The sequence below is a fragment of the Delftia sp. DS1230 genome (assembly GCF_040112715.1).
In the GTDB taxonomy this organism is placed as follows: Bacteria; Pseudomonadota; Gammaproteobacteria; order Burkholderiales; family Burkholderiaceae_C; genus Comamonas; species Comamonas tsuruhatensis.
Genome location: NZ_CP157763.1, coordinates 2,670,445 through 2,686,259, shown reverse-complemented (window position 1 = coordinate 2,686,259; position 15,815 = coordinate 2,670,445). Strand labels below are relative to the sequence as shown.

At 69.8% G+C, this 15,815-nt stretch carries 15 protein-coding genes; 6 read left to right on the top strand and 9 right to left on the bottom strand.

The window, feature by feature from the left end; genetic code table 11:
- Positions 1-10: 10 nt before the first annotated feature.
- Positions 11-412: a hypothetical protein gene (locus AAN986_RS11975; protein ID WP_047216972.1), complete on the top strand. Its 402-nt coding sequence runs from the start codon at positions 11-13 to the stop codon at positions 410-412.
- Here AAN986_RS11975 and AAN986_RS11970 read toward each other — a convergent pair.
- Positions 397-861, bottom strand: a complete 465-nt coding sequence (locus tag AAN986_RS11970) for a hypothetical protein (protein ID WP_012206046.1) — start codon at positions 859-861, stop codon at positions 397-399. The genes AAN986_RS11975 and AAN986_RS11970 overlap by 16 nt on opposite strands.
- A gap of 333 nt (positions 862-1,194) precedes the next feature.
- Between AAN986_RS11970 and dsrO the strand changes: the two genes are divergently transcribed.
- The 3 genes from dsrO to AAN986_RS11955 all read left to right on the top strand — a co-directional run bounded on the left by dsrO (position 1,195) and on the right by AAN986_RS11955 (position 6,379).
- Positions 1,195-2,040, top strand: a complete 846-nt coding sequence (dsrO, locus tag AAN986_RS11965) for a sulfate reduction electron transfer complex DsrMKJOP subunit DsrO (protein WP_047217054.1) — start codon at positions 1,195-1,197, stop codon at positions 2,038-2,040.
- 16 nt (positions 2,041-2,056) lie between these two features.
- Complete coding sequence (gene nrfD / locus AAN986_RS11960; RefSeq protein WP_047216970.1) at positions 2,057-3,100, top strand: NrfD/PsrC family molybdoenzyme membrane anchor subunit; 1,044 nt, start codon at positions 2,057-2,059, stop codon at positions 3,098-3,100.
- A gap of 78 nt (positions 3,101-3,178) precedes the next feature.
- On the top strand, positions 3,179-6,379 hold the full coding sequence (locus AAN986_RS11955) for a tetrathionate reductase subunit A (RefSeq protein WP_047216969.1): 3,201 nt from the start codon (positions 3,179-3,181) through the stop codon (positions 6,377-6,379).
- On the opposite strand, the gene AAN986_RS11950 is transcribed toward AAN986_RS11955, so the two are convergent.
- The 8 genes from AAN986_RS11950 to AAN986_RS11915 form a co-directional block, all read right to left on the bottom strand.
- On the bottom strand, positions 6,380-7,822 hold the full coding sequence (locus AAN986_RS11950) for an efflux transporter outer membrane subunit (protein ID WP_047216968.1): 1,443 nt from the start codon (positions 7,820-7,822) through the stop codon (positions 6,380-6,382). It lies immediately after the preceding gene.
- Positions 7,819-9,030, bottom strand: a complete 1,212-nt coding sequence (locus tag AAN986_RS11945) for an efflux RND transporter periplasmic adaptor subunit (RefSeq protein WP_047216967.1) — start codon at positions 9,028-9,030, stop codon at positions 7,819-7,821. The genes AAN986_RS11950 and AAN986_RS11945 overlap by 4 nt, the downstream gene beginning before the upstream one ends.
- A gap of 29 nt (positions 9,031-9,059) precedes the next feature.
- Positions 9,060-10,835 (bottom strand): MFS transporter, encoded by a 1,776-nt coding sequence (locus AAN986_RS11940; protein ID WP_012206052.1) that lies wholly within the window; start codon positions 10,833-10,835, stop codon positions 9,060-9,062.
- Between the two features lies 1 nt (position 10,836).
- The gene (locus AAN986_RS11935) at positions 10,837-11,385 is read right to left on the bottom strand and encodes a TetR/AcrR family transcriptional regulator (protein ID WP_034394679.1); all 549 of its coding nucleotides are present in this window, start codon (positions 11,383-11,385) and stop codon (positions 10,837-10,839) included.
- Positions 11,386-11,490: 105 nt separating this feature from the next.
- Positions 11,491-12,408, bottom strand: coding sequence for a pseudouridine synthase (locus tag AAN986_RS11930; protein ID WP_047216966.1), 918 nt, complete (start codon positions 12,406-12,408; stop codon positions 11,491-11,493).
- 12 nt (positions 12,409-12,420) lie between these two features.
- Positions 12,421-12,837, bottom strand: coding sequence for a putative toxin-antitoxin system toxin component, PIN family (locus AAN986_RS11925; RefSeq protein WP_012206055.1), 417 nt, complete (start codon positions 12,835-12,837; stop codon positions 12,421-12,423).
- Entirely contained in the window at positions 12,834-13,061 is a 228-nt protein-coding gene (locus tag AAN986_RS11920; protein ID WP_012206056.1) for an AbrB/MazE/SpoVT family DNA-binding domain-containing protein, read from the bottom strand. Before AAN986_RS11920 ends, AAN986_RS11925 begins: the two co-directional genes overlap by 4 nt.
- A gap of 64 nt (positions 13,062-13,125) precedes the next feature.
- A complete protein-coding gene (locus AAN986_RS11915; protein WP_047216965.1) occupies positions 13,126-13,881 on the bottom strand; it encodes a GntR family transcriptional regulator in 756 nt (251 codons plus the stop codon).
- A 138-nt stretch (positions 13,882-14,019) separates the two neighbouring features.
- Between AAN986_RS11915 and AAN986_RS11910 the strand changes: the two genes are divergently transcribed.
- A complete protein-coding gene (locus AAN986_RS11910) occupies positions 14,020-14,814 on the top strand; it encodes an SDR family oxidoreductase (protein ID WP_047216964.1) in 795 nt (264 codons plus the stop codon).
- A 54-nt stretch (positions 14,815-14,868) separates the two neighbouring features.
- Complete coding sequence (locus AAN986_RS11905; RefSeq protein WP_047216963.1) at positions 14,869-15,801, top strand: 3-keto-5-aminohexanoate cleavage protein; 933 nt, start codon at positions 14,869-14,871, stop codon at positions 15,799-15,801.
- Positions 15,802-15,815: the final 14 nt, after the last annotated feature.

The following is a 15,815-nucleotide window of genomic DNA, read 5'->3' as shown; positions in this document are numbered from 1 at the left end:
GAGGACGACCATGAGCACAAGCCGTTGTCCCGCCGCTTCCACCTCCTCCAACGACTGGAGCGACCTGTTCCCCGCACGGCCGGATGCGCCGCCGCTGCGCATCGTGCTGCATGCGCCCACGCCCGGCGCCCTGGCCCGTGCACGCAGCAATCTGGCCAACCTGCGCCAGGACCGGCCCGGTGCCGAGGTCCGCATCGTCATCAACGGCCCGGCCGTCGAGGCGCTGCTGGACGCCGCGCCGGGCACGCCGCAGCATCTGGATGCGGACGCCCTGGCTCATGCGCTGGTCTGCCCGAACACGCTCAGGAAGCTGGGCCGCGAGGCGCCTGCCGGCATGCGCGTGCTGCCGCAGGGCGGCATCGAGTCACTGGCCCTGCTGCAGCAGTCGGCCTGGTGCTACGTGCGCTGCTGAGCGGCCTGCGCCAGCGAGGCCAGGCAGCGCGCCTGCCATTGGTATTCAGGCTCGAACGATTCGCGGTCCGTGACGGCGCCGTGGCCGCCCTCGCCATAGACCATGGCGTAGGCCGCATAGTCGGCCGCCTGCAGCGCCCGGCCCGCCAGCCCATGGGCCGTGGCATAGGTGGCGGACACGGCGGCATGGCCGCAGCCGTCGAGGGAGCGTGATCCCTGGTGGTGGTTGGCCAGGCTGGCCGCTTCGCGGGCCAGGCGGTCCAGCTCCTGCCTGTCGATCTGGCCGTCCAGGTAGCGACGAAGGCCTTGTGCGCAGCGGATGACGTCCGGGTCTTCCAGCAGGTGCGCGATGCGGTCCACGCAGGCCTGTGTGAATTGCAGCCTCAGGTGCTCGCCGGCTTCGGCGGCAAGGTCCAGTTCCGAAGCAAGGCTGTTCAGGGCATGGTTCATGGAGAACTCCTTGGCAGTGGCGACACAAGCAGCCTAGACCGGGGCCGCGCACGGAAACAAGAGGGTGATTTCCGATACGCGCCCCGCATTCCCGAGGAATGCAGTCACCCTGTTAACCCCGTCTTAATCCCTGCGCCACACGCTATGGACTGCCTTGGGCGCCTGTCCATGGCAGGCAGTCGGTGGCGCTTTGCAAGCCCATTGCTTGACTCACATCAAGCCGCCAAGGCCCTGAATTTCATATATTAAATTCAATATAAAAAGCATATTTTTAATGCTTTATTGAGTTTGAGCGACCACGATCCGTGGCCGCAGGACGATGAAAGACAGGCCATGCCAAAAACATCCCGCGCCGGCAGCGGCTGCAACGACTGCAGCTGCAAGCCCTCCACCCTGGACATCCCCGCCCCTCCCCTCTCCCATGCACAGCCCGCCGCAGGCAAGCGCGGCTTCCTGCAGGACCTGCTGGCCGCCGCCATGGCGGCCGTGGCCCTGCCCGTGGCGGCGGCCGCGCCCGGCACCCCGGGTTTCCAGCCGCCGCGCCGCCCCGGCGAGGCCAGCAGGCGCTACGGCATGCTGGTGGACCTGCGCCGCTGCATAGGCTGCCAGGCCTGCACGGTGAGCTGCTCCATGGAGAACCTGCCGCCGCTGGGCCAGTTCCGCACCACGGTGCTGCAGTACGAGGTGCAGCACGCGGGCAACGAGGACCTGCCGCCGGCCATGCTCAACCTGCCGCGCCTGTGCAACCACTGCGACAACCCGCCCTGCGTGCCGGTCTGCCCGGTGCAGGCCACCTTCCAGCGCAGCGACGGCATCGTGCTGGTGGACAACGAGCGCTGCGTGGGCTGCGGCTACTGCGTGCAGGCCTGCCCCTATGACGCACGCTTCATCAACCACGAGACGCAGACCGCCGACAAGTGCACCTTCTGCGAGCACCGCCTGGAAGCCGGCCTGCTGCCGGCCTGCGTGGAAAGCTGCGTGGGCGGCGCCCGCGTGATCGGCGACCTCAACGACGAGGGCAGCGAGATCCGCCAGCGCATGCGCGAGCACGCCAAGGACCTCAAGGTGCTCAAGCCCGCCATGGGCACGGACCCGCATGTGTACTACCTGGGATTGCCCGACGCCTTCGTCGACGGCGTGGACGGGCAGGCCAGCGTGCGGCTGGTCACTTCCCACTGAACGCAAGGAGCACCCCATGCACATCGTCGAACTCCTGACCCCCGCCTACGAATCGGCCTGGCTGCCCTGGGCCGTGCAGTACTTCTTCCTGGCCGGCATTGCCACGGGCGCCGCCCTGCTGGCCGCCGCCTGCGCCTGGGCGCCGCGCGCCAGCGCCATGGCGCGCCTGCTGCCGGCCGCCGTGCTGGTGCTGGCCGTCAGCGCCATCGCGGCGCCCGTGTCGCTGCTGGCCGACCTGCACCAGCCTGCGCGCTTCTGGCATTTCTATGCGCACTTCACGCCGTGGTCGTGGATGTCGGTGGGCGCGCTGCTGCTGCCGGTCTTCGTGGGACTGGCGCTGGCCTTCGTGCTGGCCTGGTGGCTGGGCCGGCCGCAGTGGCTGCGCTGGCTGGCACCGCTGCTGGCCGTGTCGGCGCTGACCATCACCGCCTATACCGGAGCCGAGCTGATGGCCGTGCGCTCGCGCCCGCTGTGGAACACGCTGTGGGTGCCGCTGAACCTGGCGCTCACGGGCTGGCTGGCCACGGTGGGCTGCATGCTGGTGACGGCGCGCTTTCTGCCCGCCCGCCACCGCCCCGATGCCGGCGCCCTGCAGGCCCTGCGCATGCTGGGCCTGGCGCTGGCGCTGTGCCTGCTGGCCATGGTGGCGGTCTGGGCCGTTGCCGGCTGGCTGGGCCAGGGCCGCTCCTTCCAGGCGGCGCTGCAGCTGTGGCAGCAGTTTCCGGTCTGGCGCCTGAGCATGCTGGGCTCGGCCGTGGCCGGTGCCGCCTTGCTGTGGGCTCTGGTGCGGGGTGGGCAGCGCATGGCCTGCCCGCGCTACACGCTGGCCCTGGGGATGGGCCTGGCCGCCGCGGCCTGGGCCTTCCGCTGGGCGCTGTTCATGGGCGTGCAAGGCGTGCCCAAGTACGGCGCGGGCCTGTACATCTACCACATGCCGCTGGGCGGCGACGGCCTGCTGGGCATGCTGGGCGTGGCCGGCCTGTGCATTGCACTGGTGACGCTGGCCACCTGGGCGCTGGAGCTGTTTCCCGCGCGCTCGGCCGCGGCCCGCGCCCTCTGACACCGCCGCCCTGACGACCCCTCACCCATTCACGGAGCGCGGCCCGCCACCGGCCAGCCGCGCCACAGAAAGCCTTTCATGACCGACAAGAAGAAACTCCCCCAAGCCCCCGAAGATTCCCTGGATGCCGAGGCCGCCCGCCGCCGCCTGCTGCTGCGCGGCGGACTCACCGCCGGTGGGCTGGCCGCCTTTGCGGCCGGCTACGGCGAGACGCTGGCACGTGGCGCCAAGGGCCTGGTCGCAGGCACCTCGGGCACGCCCACGGCCAGCGCCACGCGCGGCAATTCGCTGACGCCGGAGTTCCGCATCGACCCGGCCACGGGCGCGCTCGCCACCCAGCCCGGCCAGGTGGTCAGCCCGTCCAGCTGCCTGGGCTGCTGGACGCAGTGCGGCGTGCGCGTGCGTGTCGATACCGCCAGCAACCGCATCCTGCGCGTGGCAGGCAACCCCTACCACCCGCTGGCCACCACGCGCCCGGCAGCCATGGAAGAACCCGTGCGCGAGGTCTACGCCAAGCTGGGCAAGGAGCTGGGCCTGGAGGGCCGGGCCACGTCCTGCGCGCGCGGCTCGTCCATGCTGGAGCACCAGAGTGCACCGCACCGCGTGCTCACCCCGCTCAAGCGCGTGGGCCCGCGCGGCAGCGGCCGCTGGCAGAGCATTTCCTTCGAGCAGCTGGTGCAGGAAGTCTGCGAGGGCGGCGATCTGTTCGGCGAAGGCCAGGTCGATGGCCTGCGTGCCATCTGGGACACCAGGACGCCGCTGGACGCCGACAACCCCGAGTTCGGCCCGCGCTCCAACCAGTTGCTGGTGACCGACGCCTCCAACGAAGGCCGCGCCCAGCTGCTGCGCCGCTTTGCGGGGCCGTCCTTCGGCACCGTGAACGTCAGCAACCACGGCGCCTACTGCGGCCAGAGTTTCCGAGTGGGTGCGGCAGCGGCCCTGGGCGACCTGCCCGGCATGCCGCACGGCAAGCCGGACTGGAGCCATGCCAGCTTCGGCCTGTTCATCGGCGCGGCGCCCGCACAGTCCGGCAACCCCTTCCAGCGCCAGGGCCGCGAACTGGCCGAGGCCCGCTCGCGCGAGGACAACCGGTTCCGCTACGTGGTGGTCTCGCCCGTGCTGCCCACCTCGTCCAGCCTGGCTGCGGGCAGCGGCAACCGCTGGCTGGCCGTCAAGCCGGCCAGCGACCTGGCCCTGGCCATGGCGCTGATCCGTGTCATCCTGGACGAGGCGCGCCATGACACGGGCTTTCTCGCCCAGCCCGGCCCGGCCGCCATGCAGGCGGCGGGCGAGGCGTCCTGGAGCAATGCCACGCACCTGCTGGTCAACGAGCCCGGCCACCCGCGCCATGGCAGCTTTCTGCGTGGCGCCGACCTGGGCTGGGCCCTGCCCGCGCCAGCCGAAGACGGCAAGCCGGCCCAGGATGTGTTCGTGGTGCAGCGTGCCGATGGCAGCCTGGCGCCGCACACCCAGGCCGAGCCTGCACAGCTGATGGTGCGCACCCGCGTGGCCGTGCCCGGCATGAAGGCCGAAGGCGCGGACCAGGCCCCCGAGCTGTCGGTCTGCTCCTCGCTGGCCAAGCTGCATGAGCAGGCCAGCCTCAAGACACTGGACGAGTACGCGGCGCTGTGCGGCGTGGCGCGCGGCGAGATCGAGGCGCTGGCGCGCGAGTTCACCAGCCATGGCAAGCGCGCCGTGGCCGATGCGCATGGCGGCACCATGAGCGGCGCGGGCTTCTACACCGCCTACGCCATCAGCATGCTCAACACCCTGGTGGGCAACCTCAACGTGCAGGGCGGCCTGGTGCTGGATGCCGGCCCGTTCGGCCCCTTCGGCCCGGGCCCGCGCTACGACTTCGCCAACTTCGACGGCAAGGTCAAGCCGCGCGGCCTGGCGCTGTCACGCCACCGCCAGCCCTACGAGAAAAGCGCGGAATTCCAGCGCAAGCGCGAGGGCCAGCCCGAGGGCGCGAAGAACTACCCCGCCGCCCAGGCCCCGTGGTACCCGGCCGTGGGCGGCCTGTCCAGCGAGATGCTGGCCAGCGCGCTGGCCGGTTACCCCTATCGCGCAAAGGCCTGGATCAACCACATGAGCAACCCCGTCTACGGCATTGCGGGCTTTCGCAATGCGCTGGTGGACGATCTCAAGGACCCAAAGAAGCTGCCGCTGATCGTCTCCATCGATCCCTTCATCAACGAGACCAGCGCGCTGGCCGATTTCATCGTGCCCGATACCGTGACCTACGAGAGCTGGGGCATCTCGGCGCCCTGGGCCGACGTGGTGGCCAAAAGCTCCACCGTGCGCTGGCCCGTGGTGCAGCCCGCCGTGGCGCGCACGGCCGGCGGCCAGCCCGTGAACGTGGAGAGCTTTCTCTTCGCCGTGGCAGAACGGCTGGGCCTGCCCGGCTTTGGCGAGGCCGCCATCAAGGACGCCCAGGGCCAGCCCCATGCGCTGCGCTCGGCCGAGGACTTCTTCATCCACGCCCTGGCCAACGTGGCCTGGGCAGGCGGCAAGCCCGTGCCGGCGGCCAGCGATGACGACATCGCCATCACCGGCGTGGACAGGCTGGTGCCCGCGCTGCGCCAGCGCCTGAAGGACGATGAATGGCGCCAGGTGGCCATGCTGCTGACGCGCGGCGGGCGCTTCGACCGCATCGAGGACGCCTGGAAGGACGGCCACACCCGCAAGGCCCACGCGCCTGCCCTGCAGGTCTGGAGCGAGGAGCTGGCCCGCATGCGCCACGCCATGACGGGCGAGCGCTACAGCGGCTGCCCCACCTGGTATCCGGCGCGGCTGGCCGACGGCAGCGCCATGCGCACGCATTTCGGCGAGCAGCAATGGCCGCTGCTGCTGACCTCGTACAAGTCCAACCTGATGAGTTCCATGTCGATTGCCGTCTCGCGGCTGCGCCAGGTGCATCCGCACAACCCGGTGTCCCTGCACCGCGATGACGCCGAGCGGCTGGGCATCGCCAACGGCGACACGGTGCGCATCCGCACGCCGGGCGGCGCGGTGACGGCCGTTGCCATGGTGCGCGACGGCGTGATGCCGGGGACCGTGGCCATCGAGCACGGCTACGGCCACCGCGAGCTGGGCGCGGGCCGCCACAGCATCGACGGCCAGCCCATGCCGGTGAACGCCGAGCATGCCAATGGCGTGAACCTCAACGACCTGGGCTTTGCCGATCCCACGCGGCCCGGCTGCAAAAACGTGTGGGTGGACTGGGTGTCGGGCGCCGCGGTGCGCCAGGGGCTGCCTGCGCGCATCGAGAAGGTCTGATCAGCGGGCGGGGCTGGCGACAGGTGCAGCGACTGGTGTGGTGGCGGCCTGCCAGCCGCCGCCCAGCGCCTGGTACAGCGCAATGGCGTTTTCCAGCTGGCTCTGGCGCAGGCGTATGACTTCCTGCTGGGCCTGGTAGAGATTGCGCTGGGCGTCCAGCTCTTCCAGGTAGCTGGCGTAGCCGGCCTCGTAGCGGTCCTTGGCAAAGCCCAGGGAGCGCTGCAGCACCGCCTCGCGCTCGCTGGCGTGCTGCCACTGCGACTGCAGGCGCCGGGTGCCGACCAGGGCGTTTTCCACATCGGCCAGGGCCTTGATCACCACGCCACGGTAGGCATAGGCGGCCTGGTCGCGCTGGGCGGTCACGGCGTCGAACTGCCCTTGCAGCCGGCCGCCCGTGAACAGCGGCGCCAGCACGCTGCCGCCCAGGGCCCAGACCGTGGCCGGGTGGTATTGCAGTGCGTTGACCAGCAGGCTGCCGGCGCTGGCCGTCAGCGAGACCTGGGGCAGGAAGGCGGTGCGCTGCACGGCCAGGCTTTCGTCGGCGGCCGCCAGTTGCAGCTGAGCCCGTGCAATGTCGGGGCGGCGCTGCAGCAAGGCAGAAGGCAGGCCGGCGGCCGGCGCAGGCGGCGGTGCGCCCAGCGCAGCGGACTGGCCGTCGGTTGTTGCCATGAGCGCGGCTGCCTGCTCGTCACCCTCGCCGCCGGCCAGCAGCAGGAGCGCCGTGCGCTGGCGCGCCAGCGACAGCTCCAGCTGCTCCACGGCCTGCTGCACGGATTGCAGCTCGGCCTGGGCCTGGGTGAGCTGCAGCTGCGAGGTGTAGCCGACGCGCGCCTGCTCGTCGGCCAGGCGCAGGGCCTGTTCGCGCGAGCGGGCCGTGGCCTGGGCCACTTGCAGCTGCGATTGCAGCGAGCGCAGGCCCACATAGGCCTGGGCCGTGGTGGCGGCCACGGCCAGGGCCACGGCGTCGCGGTCGGCCTCGCTGGCCTGCAGGCGCAGGGCGGCGGCCTTTTCCAGGTGGGCGATGCGGCCCCACAGATCAGGCTCCCAGCTGGCCTGCAGGCCGGGCTGAACCGAGCGCGTGTGCGCCAGGCCCCGCGCGCCCAGGCTGCGGCCCGTGGAGGCGCCGGCCGTGGCCGAGAGCTGTGGCAGGCCCGCAGCGCCTGCCACATCCAGGTTGGCCCGCGCCTCATCCACGCGCGACAGGGCCAGCAGCACATCGTTGTTGCGGGACTGGGCCAGTTCCACCCAGCGCGTGAGCAGCGGATCGCCAAAGGCCTGCCACCACGATGCCTGGACGGCGGCGGCCGGCTCCTGCCCTGCCCCGCTCCACTGGGCGGGCACGGCGGGCCGGGCCGCTTCAGGCGCGGTGCTCAGCGGCGGCACGCTGCAGCCGGCCAGCGCGGCAGCGCAGGCCATGGCCATGGCCAGTGCGCGGGCGGTCATGGGCGAGCCTCCGGTTGGGGTGCGGGTTGTAGTGCGGGTTGCCGTGCGGGCTGCTGTGCGGGTTGGGACTCAGGCTGCGCCGTATCCAGCCGCACCACCACCGACATGCCCGCGCGCAGCCTGGCGGCCAGCTCCTGGTCGGGATCGATTGCAATCTTGACCGGCAGGCGCTGCACGACCTTGGTGAAGTTGCCCGTGGCGTTGTCGGCCTTGAGCACGCTGAATTCCGAGCCCGTGGCCGGCGCGATCTCCAGCACGCGGCCCGTGAGGTGGGCGCCGCCCAGCGCATCGACGCTGAAGCGCACTGCCTGGCCTATGCGCACCTGGGCGGTCTGGGTCTCCTTGAAGTTGGCCACCACCCACAGCGTGTGCGGCACCACGTACATGAGCTGGGAGCCGGCCGTGACGTACTGGCCCCGGCGCACACCGACTTCGCTGACCTGGCCATCGCCGGGCGCGTGCACCACGGTGTTGTCCAGGTTGATCTGGGCCTGGCGCAGCTGGGCCTCGGCCATCTGGACCTGGGCTTCGAGCGAGGCGCGGTTCACCGTCGTGGCCTTGATCTTCTGGGCGTTGATCTCGATGTCGGCCTGGGCCTTGGCCACGTTGGTGGCCGCCAGCCGCGCGGTGGCACGCACCTTGTCGCGCTCGTTGAGCGAGACGGAGCCGCGCTCGGACAGCGCCTGCACGCGCTGCAGCTCGGCTGCGGCGCGGTCGGATTCGGCCTGCGCCGCCGCCAGGCCGGCGCGGCTGGCGCCCAGCGTGGCGCGGTTCTGGGCCTGGGTCTGGTCGGCATTGGCCAGCTGTGCGCGGGCATTGGCCAGCTGGGCCTGCGCCTGGGCCTGGGCGGCTTCGTAGGTGCGGGCGTCAATGCGCACCAGGGGCTGGCCGGCCTTGACGTTCTCGTAGTCCTGCACCAGCACCTCGGTCACATAGCCGCTGACCTGGGGCGCGAGCACGGTGACGGCGCCGCGCACATAGGCGTTGTCGGTGCTGACCACGGTGCCCGCGAAGGGGAACAGGTTCCAGGCACGCAGCACCAGCAGAACGCCGGCCAGCGCGACCACCAGCATCACCAGCACGCTGCGCAGCGAGGGCTTGATGAGCTTGGGCGATGGCGATGGCGAAGGCGAAGGCGCCGCAGCGGGAGCCGGCGCAGGCGAGGCAGAGGCGGCCGTGCCGCCATTGGAATTTTCGGAGTCACTCATGTTGTTGTCTTTTCTCTGGGCGAACGGTTTCAGGCGCGGGCGACGGGTTGGGTGGGCGGCTGGCCCGGCGCGTCCTGCGGCGCGGCGGCATCGGTGCCGCGCATGGCCGAGGCATCGGCAGCGGCGGCGCGCATGCGCTCCACGAAGGCGCGCTGGCGTGCGCGGCCGGCCAGGGCCAGCATCCACAGCAGGTAGAGCACGGCCACGCCGGCCGTGAGCGCGAACACGTCGTTGTAGGCGCGCACATTGGCCTCGCGGCGTGCGGCCTGCGCCAGCTGGGCCGTGCCCTGGGCCGCACGCAGGGCCGGGTCGGCAATGACGCGGGCCAGGCTTTGCTGCTGCAGGCGCAGGCGGTCGGCCACGATGGGGTCGGTGGGATCGACGTCGGCCACGATGGCGGCCGAATACACCTGCTCGCGGTGCATCTGGTAGGTGCTCAGCAGGGCCGAGCCCATGAGCGCGCCCATGGCCTGCGTCATGGAGATGGTGACGATGGCCGTCAGCATGTAGTGCGCGCCGAACTTCAGGCCCTGCACCACGCCGATCAGCATCAGCGGCCCCATGAACAGGCCCGCGCCCACGGCCATGAGGAACTGGCTGCCGAAGAAGTCCTCGGGCCGGGCCAGGCTGGTGCGGCTGTGGTCCAGCCAGGCCGCCAGCGCGAACAGCACGATGGAGCCCACGATCTGCTTGCCCATGTTCTCCAGCCCGAAGGTCAGCGCCGACACGGCAATGCCCGCGATGGTGCCCAGCAGGATGACGATGAACAGCGGCTGCATCTGGTCCACCGTCATGCCCAGCATGCGCTGCATGCCGATCACGCCATAGGTCTGCTCGGTGGTCAGAAAGCGCAGCAGCAGCGCACCGATCACGAAGCGCACCGTGGGCGCCAGCACGAACCAGCGCGTCTGCAGCATGGGGTTGCGGCGGTGGTGCTCGATGTACAGCGCCACGCTGAGCAGGACGATGGAGCCGATCAGCATCCAGGCCAGCCAGGGCGTGTCCAGCCACCAGTGGTTGTAGCCCTGCACCAGCACGGCGATCAGCAGGCCCACGCCGGGCACCATGAGGAAGAAGGTCAGGAAGTCCAGCCGCTCGAAGCTGCGGATGTGCACGCCCGGCGGCAGCTTGAGCACCACCACGCCCGCGAACGAGATCAGGGCCAGGCCGGCCTCGAACAGGTAGAGGTTGTGCCACTCGCTGTTGAACAGCAGGCCCGGCGACAGGATCCAGGCCAGCGGCGTGGCGATCTGTCCCAGGCCCACGCCGATCACCAGCATCTTGAGCACATGCTTGCGCGGCGCGGCCTGCAGCATGTAGAGCGTGCCCAGCGTGCTGCAGGTGGCGCCCGCCAGGCCGCTGGCCGCGCGCAGCATGAGCAGGCTGGTGTAGCTGCCCAGCACCAGGTGCAGCAGCGTCAGCAGCGCATACAGGCCCAGGCCGATCTCGGCGAACAGCCGCATGCCGAACTGCTGGCGGAACTTGTAGACCAGCAGGTTGGCCGTCATGTTGAGCATGACGTAGGCGCCGGTCAGCCAGGCGGCCTCGGAAGACGTCAGCCCCATCTGGCCCTGGATGGTGGGCAGGTTGGCCGTGAACAGTGCATTGCCCAGGCCGCCCGTCAACGCCACCAGCACGGCGATCAGGCCATAGGCGGCGCGCACGGCCGGCTGGTGCAGCGGCATGGACGGCGAGCCCGGCAGGCTGGGCTTTTCATGCTCTTCCCAGTCCGGCGGGGGCTTGAGGTAGACGACGGGGGGCGACGGGGGCAGTACGGGCCCCGGTGGAGTGGGTGTGGTGGCCATGTCAGGCCTTCAGGCCTTGCCAGACGATCTGCAGCGCCTTGCGCGCCAGCGTGCGCCGCTGCTGCGGCGTCTCGCCGCGCAGCGAGGCGCCCAGCATGCCGAAGACCAGGGACAGCTCGGCCTGCGTCAGCGGCTGGCGGCAATGGCCGCAGGCCACGGCCCGGTCCATGGCCGGCCGAAAGATCTGCCACATGGCAACGCGCGCCTGGGCGATGACCTCGTCGCCGCGCTCCACGGTGCGCCAGTAATCGGTGATGGGGGCCGAGACCGCAATGCGCTCGGCCAGGCGCGACAGCAGCTTGTAGAAGGCATCGTCATCCTCGGCCATGGCCTCGGCCGCGCTGCGCATGTTGTCCAGCGAACGCTCCAGCAGCGCCAGCATCAGCGCACGCCGGTCAGGAAACTGCCGGTACAGCGTGGCACGGCCGACTTCGGCGCGCTCGACCACCAGGTCCAGCGGCGCGGTCACGCCATGCTCGGAGAACACGGCATCGGCCGCGTCCAGCAGCTGGGCGCGGCGGATATCGGCACTGGGTCTTTTGGAAGTCATGCGGACAATTATCGGACAAAGTTGTCCGTTAAATGTCCGCAACCAGCCTATCCCATGGCGGGGCCATGGGCAAAAAACCAACGGTTTCCGGCAGTGGAAAAGCCTCTACAGGTCGGTCAGCGGCAGCAGCTGGCGGCGGCTGTCAAAGCGCCGCGACTGGCCGTCCAGAGGATCGGTGAAGGACAGGCTGCGCGCCAGCAGCTGCAGCGGGCGCGAGTAGTCGCCCTCGGGCATGTCATGCACTTCGGGATAGAAGCCGTCGCCCCACAGCGGCAGGCCCAGGGCGGCCATGTGCACGCGCAGCTGGTGGCGCTTGCCGCTTTCGGGCTCCAGCCGGTAGCGCGCCCAGCGGCCGTGCTGCTCCAGCACCTGCATGTGGGTGCGGGTGTTGGGCGCGCCGGCCACCTCGTGCATGCGAAAGAAATGGCCGCTTTCCTCCATGCGGCTTTCATGCGTGCGCGGGAAAACCACGTCCTCGCGCCAGGGGGCCACGGCCTCGTAGGTCTTGTGGATGGCGCGGTCGCGGAACAACGCCTGGTAGATGCCGCGCGTGGCGCGCTGCACCGAAAACACCACCAGCCCCGCCGTGTCGCGGTCGATGCGGTGAATGGGCGACAGCTCGGGCAGATCGAACTCGCGCTTGAGCCGCACCAGCAGCGTCTGCTGCAGGTACCTGCCGGCCGGTACCACGGGCAGGAAATGCGGCTTGTCGGCCACCAGCAGATGCGCGTCGCGGTGGAGGACCTCGGCCTCGAAGGGAATGGGCGGCTCGGCCTGCAGCTCGCGGTAGTAGTAGTAGCGCAGGCCCGGCGCAAAGGCCGTGCCTGCATCGGCGGCGCGGCCATGCTCGTCCACCACCTCGCGCAGCGCCAGGCGCCGCAGCCAGTCTTCGCGCGCCACGGCCGGCAGGCGCTCGGCCAGAAAATCGATCAGCAACCCGCCGCCCTGGCTGGGCAGCACCACGCAGCTGGGGCTGACGCCGTCGCGTATGGGAAGAACCTTGGGGTCGTGGGCGTTGTGCATGGATTCCTGCCCTCAGCGCTTGTGCAGCGCTGCCCACTCATCGGGCGTCACGATCAGGCCGGGAAAGCTGTCTCGCAGCGCCAGAAGGTCGCCGTCGCCGGTGATGAGCGCCTGGGCCCGGCCCACATGCGCCAGCACCAGGAACACCTGGTCCTTGTCGTCCCGGCACAGCGGCAATGCAGGCCAGGGCTGCGGCAGTGTGACGACATCGGCCCAGGGCAGGAAATCCTCCAGCAAGGCCTGTTGCTCGGCCGTTGACAGCTTGAACTTCGGGTAGGCGAGCACACGCAGCAATTCGCTGGCCGTTTCCCTGCAGACCAGGGGCTTCAACTGCTGGTGCTGCCAGGCCCGGCGTATCCACGCAAGACGGCCGGACGTGAACAGCAATGCCGAGAGCACGACGTTGGTGTCCAGGACGACACGCATCATTTGCGCGCCCAGGAGGTCGCCTCCTGCACATCCTCTTCGGTGATGCCCATCTGCTGCAGCTTGTCGCGGACGGCCTGTGCGCGCTGGACACGCTGCACGTGCACGGGCGTGAGCACGATGCGGCCGTTTTCCACGGCCACCTCGAAATACTCTGCGGCCTCCACCTCGGACACCACGGCCTTGGGCAGGGTGATCTGGTTCTTCGACGTCAATTTGGCAAGCATGGCCGGCTCCTGCAAATGAGAGAAAACACGGAAATCTTACTTCCTTACCTCATTCCTCTGCGTGTCACCGGGCTTCTTCATCTGGCGAGGCTGGCCCGCTCAGTCCACCCACGCCGTTCAACCCGCTGTCCGCCGTCACCAGCACGCCCGCCGAAACGATGTAATCGGCCGCGCTTTCGATGTCGCCGCGCAGTGCCTCCTTCGCGGCAGGCGCATCGCCGCGACGCAGGGCCTCGACCAAGCGTGCATGGTGACCGACCGCCACCTGTTCGCTCACGCGGCGCGAGCCCGAGCGCATGTCGTGGTTGAGGATGGGGCCTATGCGCAGCCACAGCGCCTCGATCATCTGCAGCAGCATGGGCATGCCGGCCGCGCTGTAGACGGCGAAGTGGAAATCCTTGTTGAAGGCGATGAGCCGCGCGCCGTCCGGCGAGGCGCTGGCCATCTCGGCCGCAAAGCGGTCCTGCAGGGCGGCGATGCGTTCCAGCTCGGCGGCCGGCAATTGCCGTGCCGCCTGCTCCGTGGCCAGGCCTTCGAGGTTGACGCGGATGCGCGTGATCTCGCGGAAGGCGCTTTCCGTCATCAAGGGCACGCGCAGCGCGCGGTTGGGCGTGAGTTCCAGCGCCTGCTCGGCCACCAGCCGGTGCACGGCTTCGCGCACGGGCATGACGCTGACGCCCAGCGCGCTGGCCGTGGTGCGCAGCGAGATCTGCTCGCCCGGAATCATCTGGCCCGTGATCAGCAATTCCCTGAGCTGTGCATAGACATCGCTGCTGAGGGTCTGGCGTTTGAGTGGGGTGACTAGTTCGTTGATGGCCATGGCGGCGATGGTAGCGCGGCGCCGCCGCTGTCATGCCGCATAGGGTATTCACCATATTTGATCTGTGATCACAGACACAAAATCCAAACCCAACCCGAATCCCTTTCACCTTTGTTTGAGATCCCAAGGAGTCCCCGCATGTGGAAAAACGATCTTCTGGCCGGCCAGCGCGTCCTGGTGACGGCGGGCGCCGCCGGAATCGGCCTGGAAATCAGCCGCGCCTTTGCCGAGGCCGGCGCGCGCGTCATGGTCTGTGACGTGGCCCAGGCCAGCCTGGATGCGCTGGCTGCCGCTTTGCCCGGCGCCAGCGGCCGTCTTGCCGATGTGTCGGATGCCTTGCAGGTGCAGGCCCTGTTCAAGGCCGTGGACAACGAGTTGGGCGGCCTGGACATCCTCGTCAACAACGCCGGGGTGGCCGGCCCCACGGGCGCGGTGGAGACGCTGGAGCTGGCCGACTGGCAGCGCACGCTGGATGTGAACATCACCGGCGCCTTCCTGTGCACGCGGCTGGCCGTGCCCCGGCTTCGGCAATCGGCACGCGAGGGCCGGCAGGCGGCCATCGTCAACCTGTCTTCGGCGGCAGGCCACCTGGGCATGCCGGGCCGCACGGCCTATTCGGCGTCCAAGTGGGCGGTGATCGGCCTGACCAAGTCGCTGGCGCTGGAGCTGGGCGCCGACGGCATCCGGGTGAACGCCATCCTGCCGGGCGCCGTGGACGGCCCGCGCATCCGCGATGTGATTGCCGCCAAGGCGCAGGCACGCGGCATGCCGCTGGAGGACGTCACGCGCAGCTACACGCACCAGGCCGCGCTGGGCCGCATGGCCACGGCGCGCGACATTGCCAACATGGCCGTGTTTGCCGCCAGCCCGCTGGCCGGCCATGTCACGGGCCAGGAGCTGGCCGTCGATGGGCTGACACAGGCGCTGAGCTGAGCGCCCTCTCGTCCTCCCCTCCTCTCGTCTTTTCACCGTTCGCAAGGACCTTCCATGGCCACCCGCACCAAAGCCATCATCACCTGCGCGCCCACGGGCGCCATCCACACGCCCAGCATGTCGCCCCACCTGCCGGTGACGGCCGAGCAGATTGCGCGCGCCGCCATCGATGCCGCCGAGGCCGGCGCCGCCATCGTGCACCTGCATGCCCGCGATCCGCGCGACGGGCGCCCGTCGCAGGACCCTGAGCTGTTCCGCCCCTTTCTCAAGGCGATCCGGGCCGAGAGCGATGCCATCGTCAACATCACCACGGGCGGCAGCCCGCACATGACGGTGCCAGAGCGCATGCGGCCCGTGACCGAGTTCCAGCCCGAGCTGGCCTCGCTGAACATGGGCTCGATGAACTTCGGCCTGTTCCCCATGCTGGAGCGCTTCCAGAACCTGGAACACGCCTGGGAGCGCGAGCACCTGGAAAACAGCCGCAACCTGGTCTTCAAGAACACCTTTGCCGATATCGAAGGCATCCTGCGGCTGGGCCAGGCCCAGGGCACGCGATTCGAGTTCGAGTGCTACGACATCAGCCACCTGCACAACCTGGCGCATTTCGTGGACCGGGGGCTGGTGCAGGGGCCCGTGTTCGTGCAGTCGGTGTTCGGCATCCTGGGCGGCATCGGCGGCCACCCGGAGGACCTGATGCACATGCGGCGCACGGCCGACCGCCTGCTGGGCAGCAACTACCAGTGGTCCATCCTGGGCGCCGGGCGCAACCAGCTGCCGCTGGCCACCATGGGCGCGGCCATGGGCTCGCATGTGCGCGTGGGGCTGGAAGACTCTCTGTGGATAGGCCCGGGACAGCTGGCCACCTCCAGCGCCGAGCAGGTGCGCCGCATCCGCACCGTGCTCGAGGCCCTGAATGTCGACGTCGCCACGCCTGACGAGGCGCGCAGCATGCTGGGCCTCAAGGGTGCGGCCAACGTGGCCTTCTGAATCGCCTTCCCGGG

What these genes read in the sequence shown, in the direction of transcription:
- AAN986_RS11940 (WP_012206052.1), bottom strand. Translation starts at nt 10,835, where the DNA reads ATGGCCACCACACCCACTCCACCGGGGCCCGTACTGCCCCCGTCGCCC.
- AAN986_RS11970 (WP_012206046.1), bottom strand. Translation starts at nt 861, where the DNA reads ATGAACCATGCCCTGAACAGCCTTGCTTCGGAACTGGACCTTGCCGCC.
- AAN986_RS11905 (WP_047216963.1), top strand. Translation starts at nt 14,869, where the DNA reads ATGGCCACCCGCACCAAAGCCATCATCACCTGCGCGCCCACGGGCGCC.
- AAN986_RS11935 (WP_034394679.1), bottom strand. Translation starts at nt 11,385, where the DNA reads ATGACTTCCAAAAGACCCAGTGCCGATATCCGCCGCGCCCAGCTGCTG.
- AAN986_RS11925 (WP_012206055.1), bottom strand. Translation starts at nt 12,837, where the DNA reads ATGATGCGTGTCGTCCTGGACACCAACGTCGTGCTCTCGGCATTGCTG.
- dsrO (WP_047217054.1), top strand. Translation starts at nt 1,195, where the DNA reads ATGCCAAAAACATCCCGCGCCGGCAGCGGCTGCAACGACTGCAGCTGC.
- AAN986_RS11955 (WP_047216969.1), top strand. Translation starts at nt 3,179, where the DNA reads ATGACCGACAAGAAGAAACTCCCCCAAGCCCCCGAAGATTCCCTGGAT.
- AAN986_RS11950 (WP_047216968.1), bottom strand. Translation starts at nt 7,822, where the DNA reads ATGACCGCCCGCGCACTGGCCATGGCCATGGCCTGCGCTGCCGCGCTG.
- AAN986_RS11910 (WP_047216964.1), top strand. Translation starts at nt 14,020, where the DNA reads ATGTGGAAAAACGATCTTCTGGCCGGCCAGCGCGTCCTGGTGACGGCG.
- AAN986_RS11915 (WP_047216965.1), bottom strand. Translation starts at nt 13,881, where the DNA reads ATGGCCATCAACGAACTAGTCACCCCACTCAAACGCCAGACCCTCAGC.
- AAN986_RS11945 (WP_047216967.1), bottom strand. Translation starts at nt 9,030, where the DNA reads ATGAGTGACTCCGAAAATTCCAATGGCGGCACGGCCGCCTCTGCCTCG.
- AAN986_RS11975 (WP_047216972.1), top strand. Translation starts at nt 11, where the DNA reads ATGAGCACAAGCCGTTGTCCCGCCGCTTCCACCTCCTCCAACGACTGG.
- AAN986_RS11930 (WP_047216966.1), bottom strand. Translation starts at nt 12,408, where the DNA reads ATGCACAACGCCCACGACCCCAAGGTTCTTCCCATACGCGACGGCGTC.
- AAN986_RS11920 (WP_012206056.1), bottom strand. Translation starts at nt 13,061, where the DNA reads ATGCTTGCCAAATTGACGTCGAAGAACCAGATCACCCTGCCCAAGGCC.
- nrfD (WP_047216970.1), top strand. Translation starts at nt 2,057, where the DNA reads ATGCACATCGTCGAACTCCTGACCCCCGCCTACGAATCGGCCTGGCTG.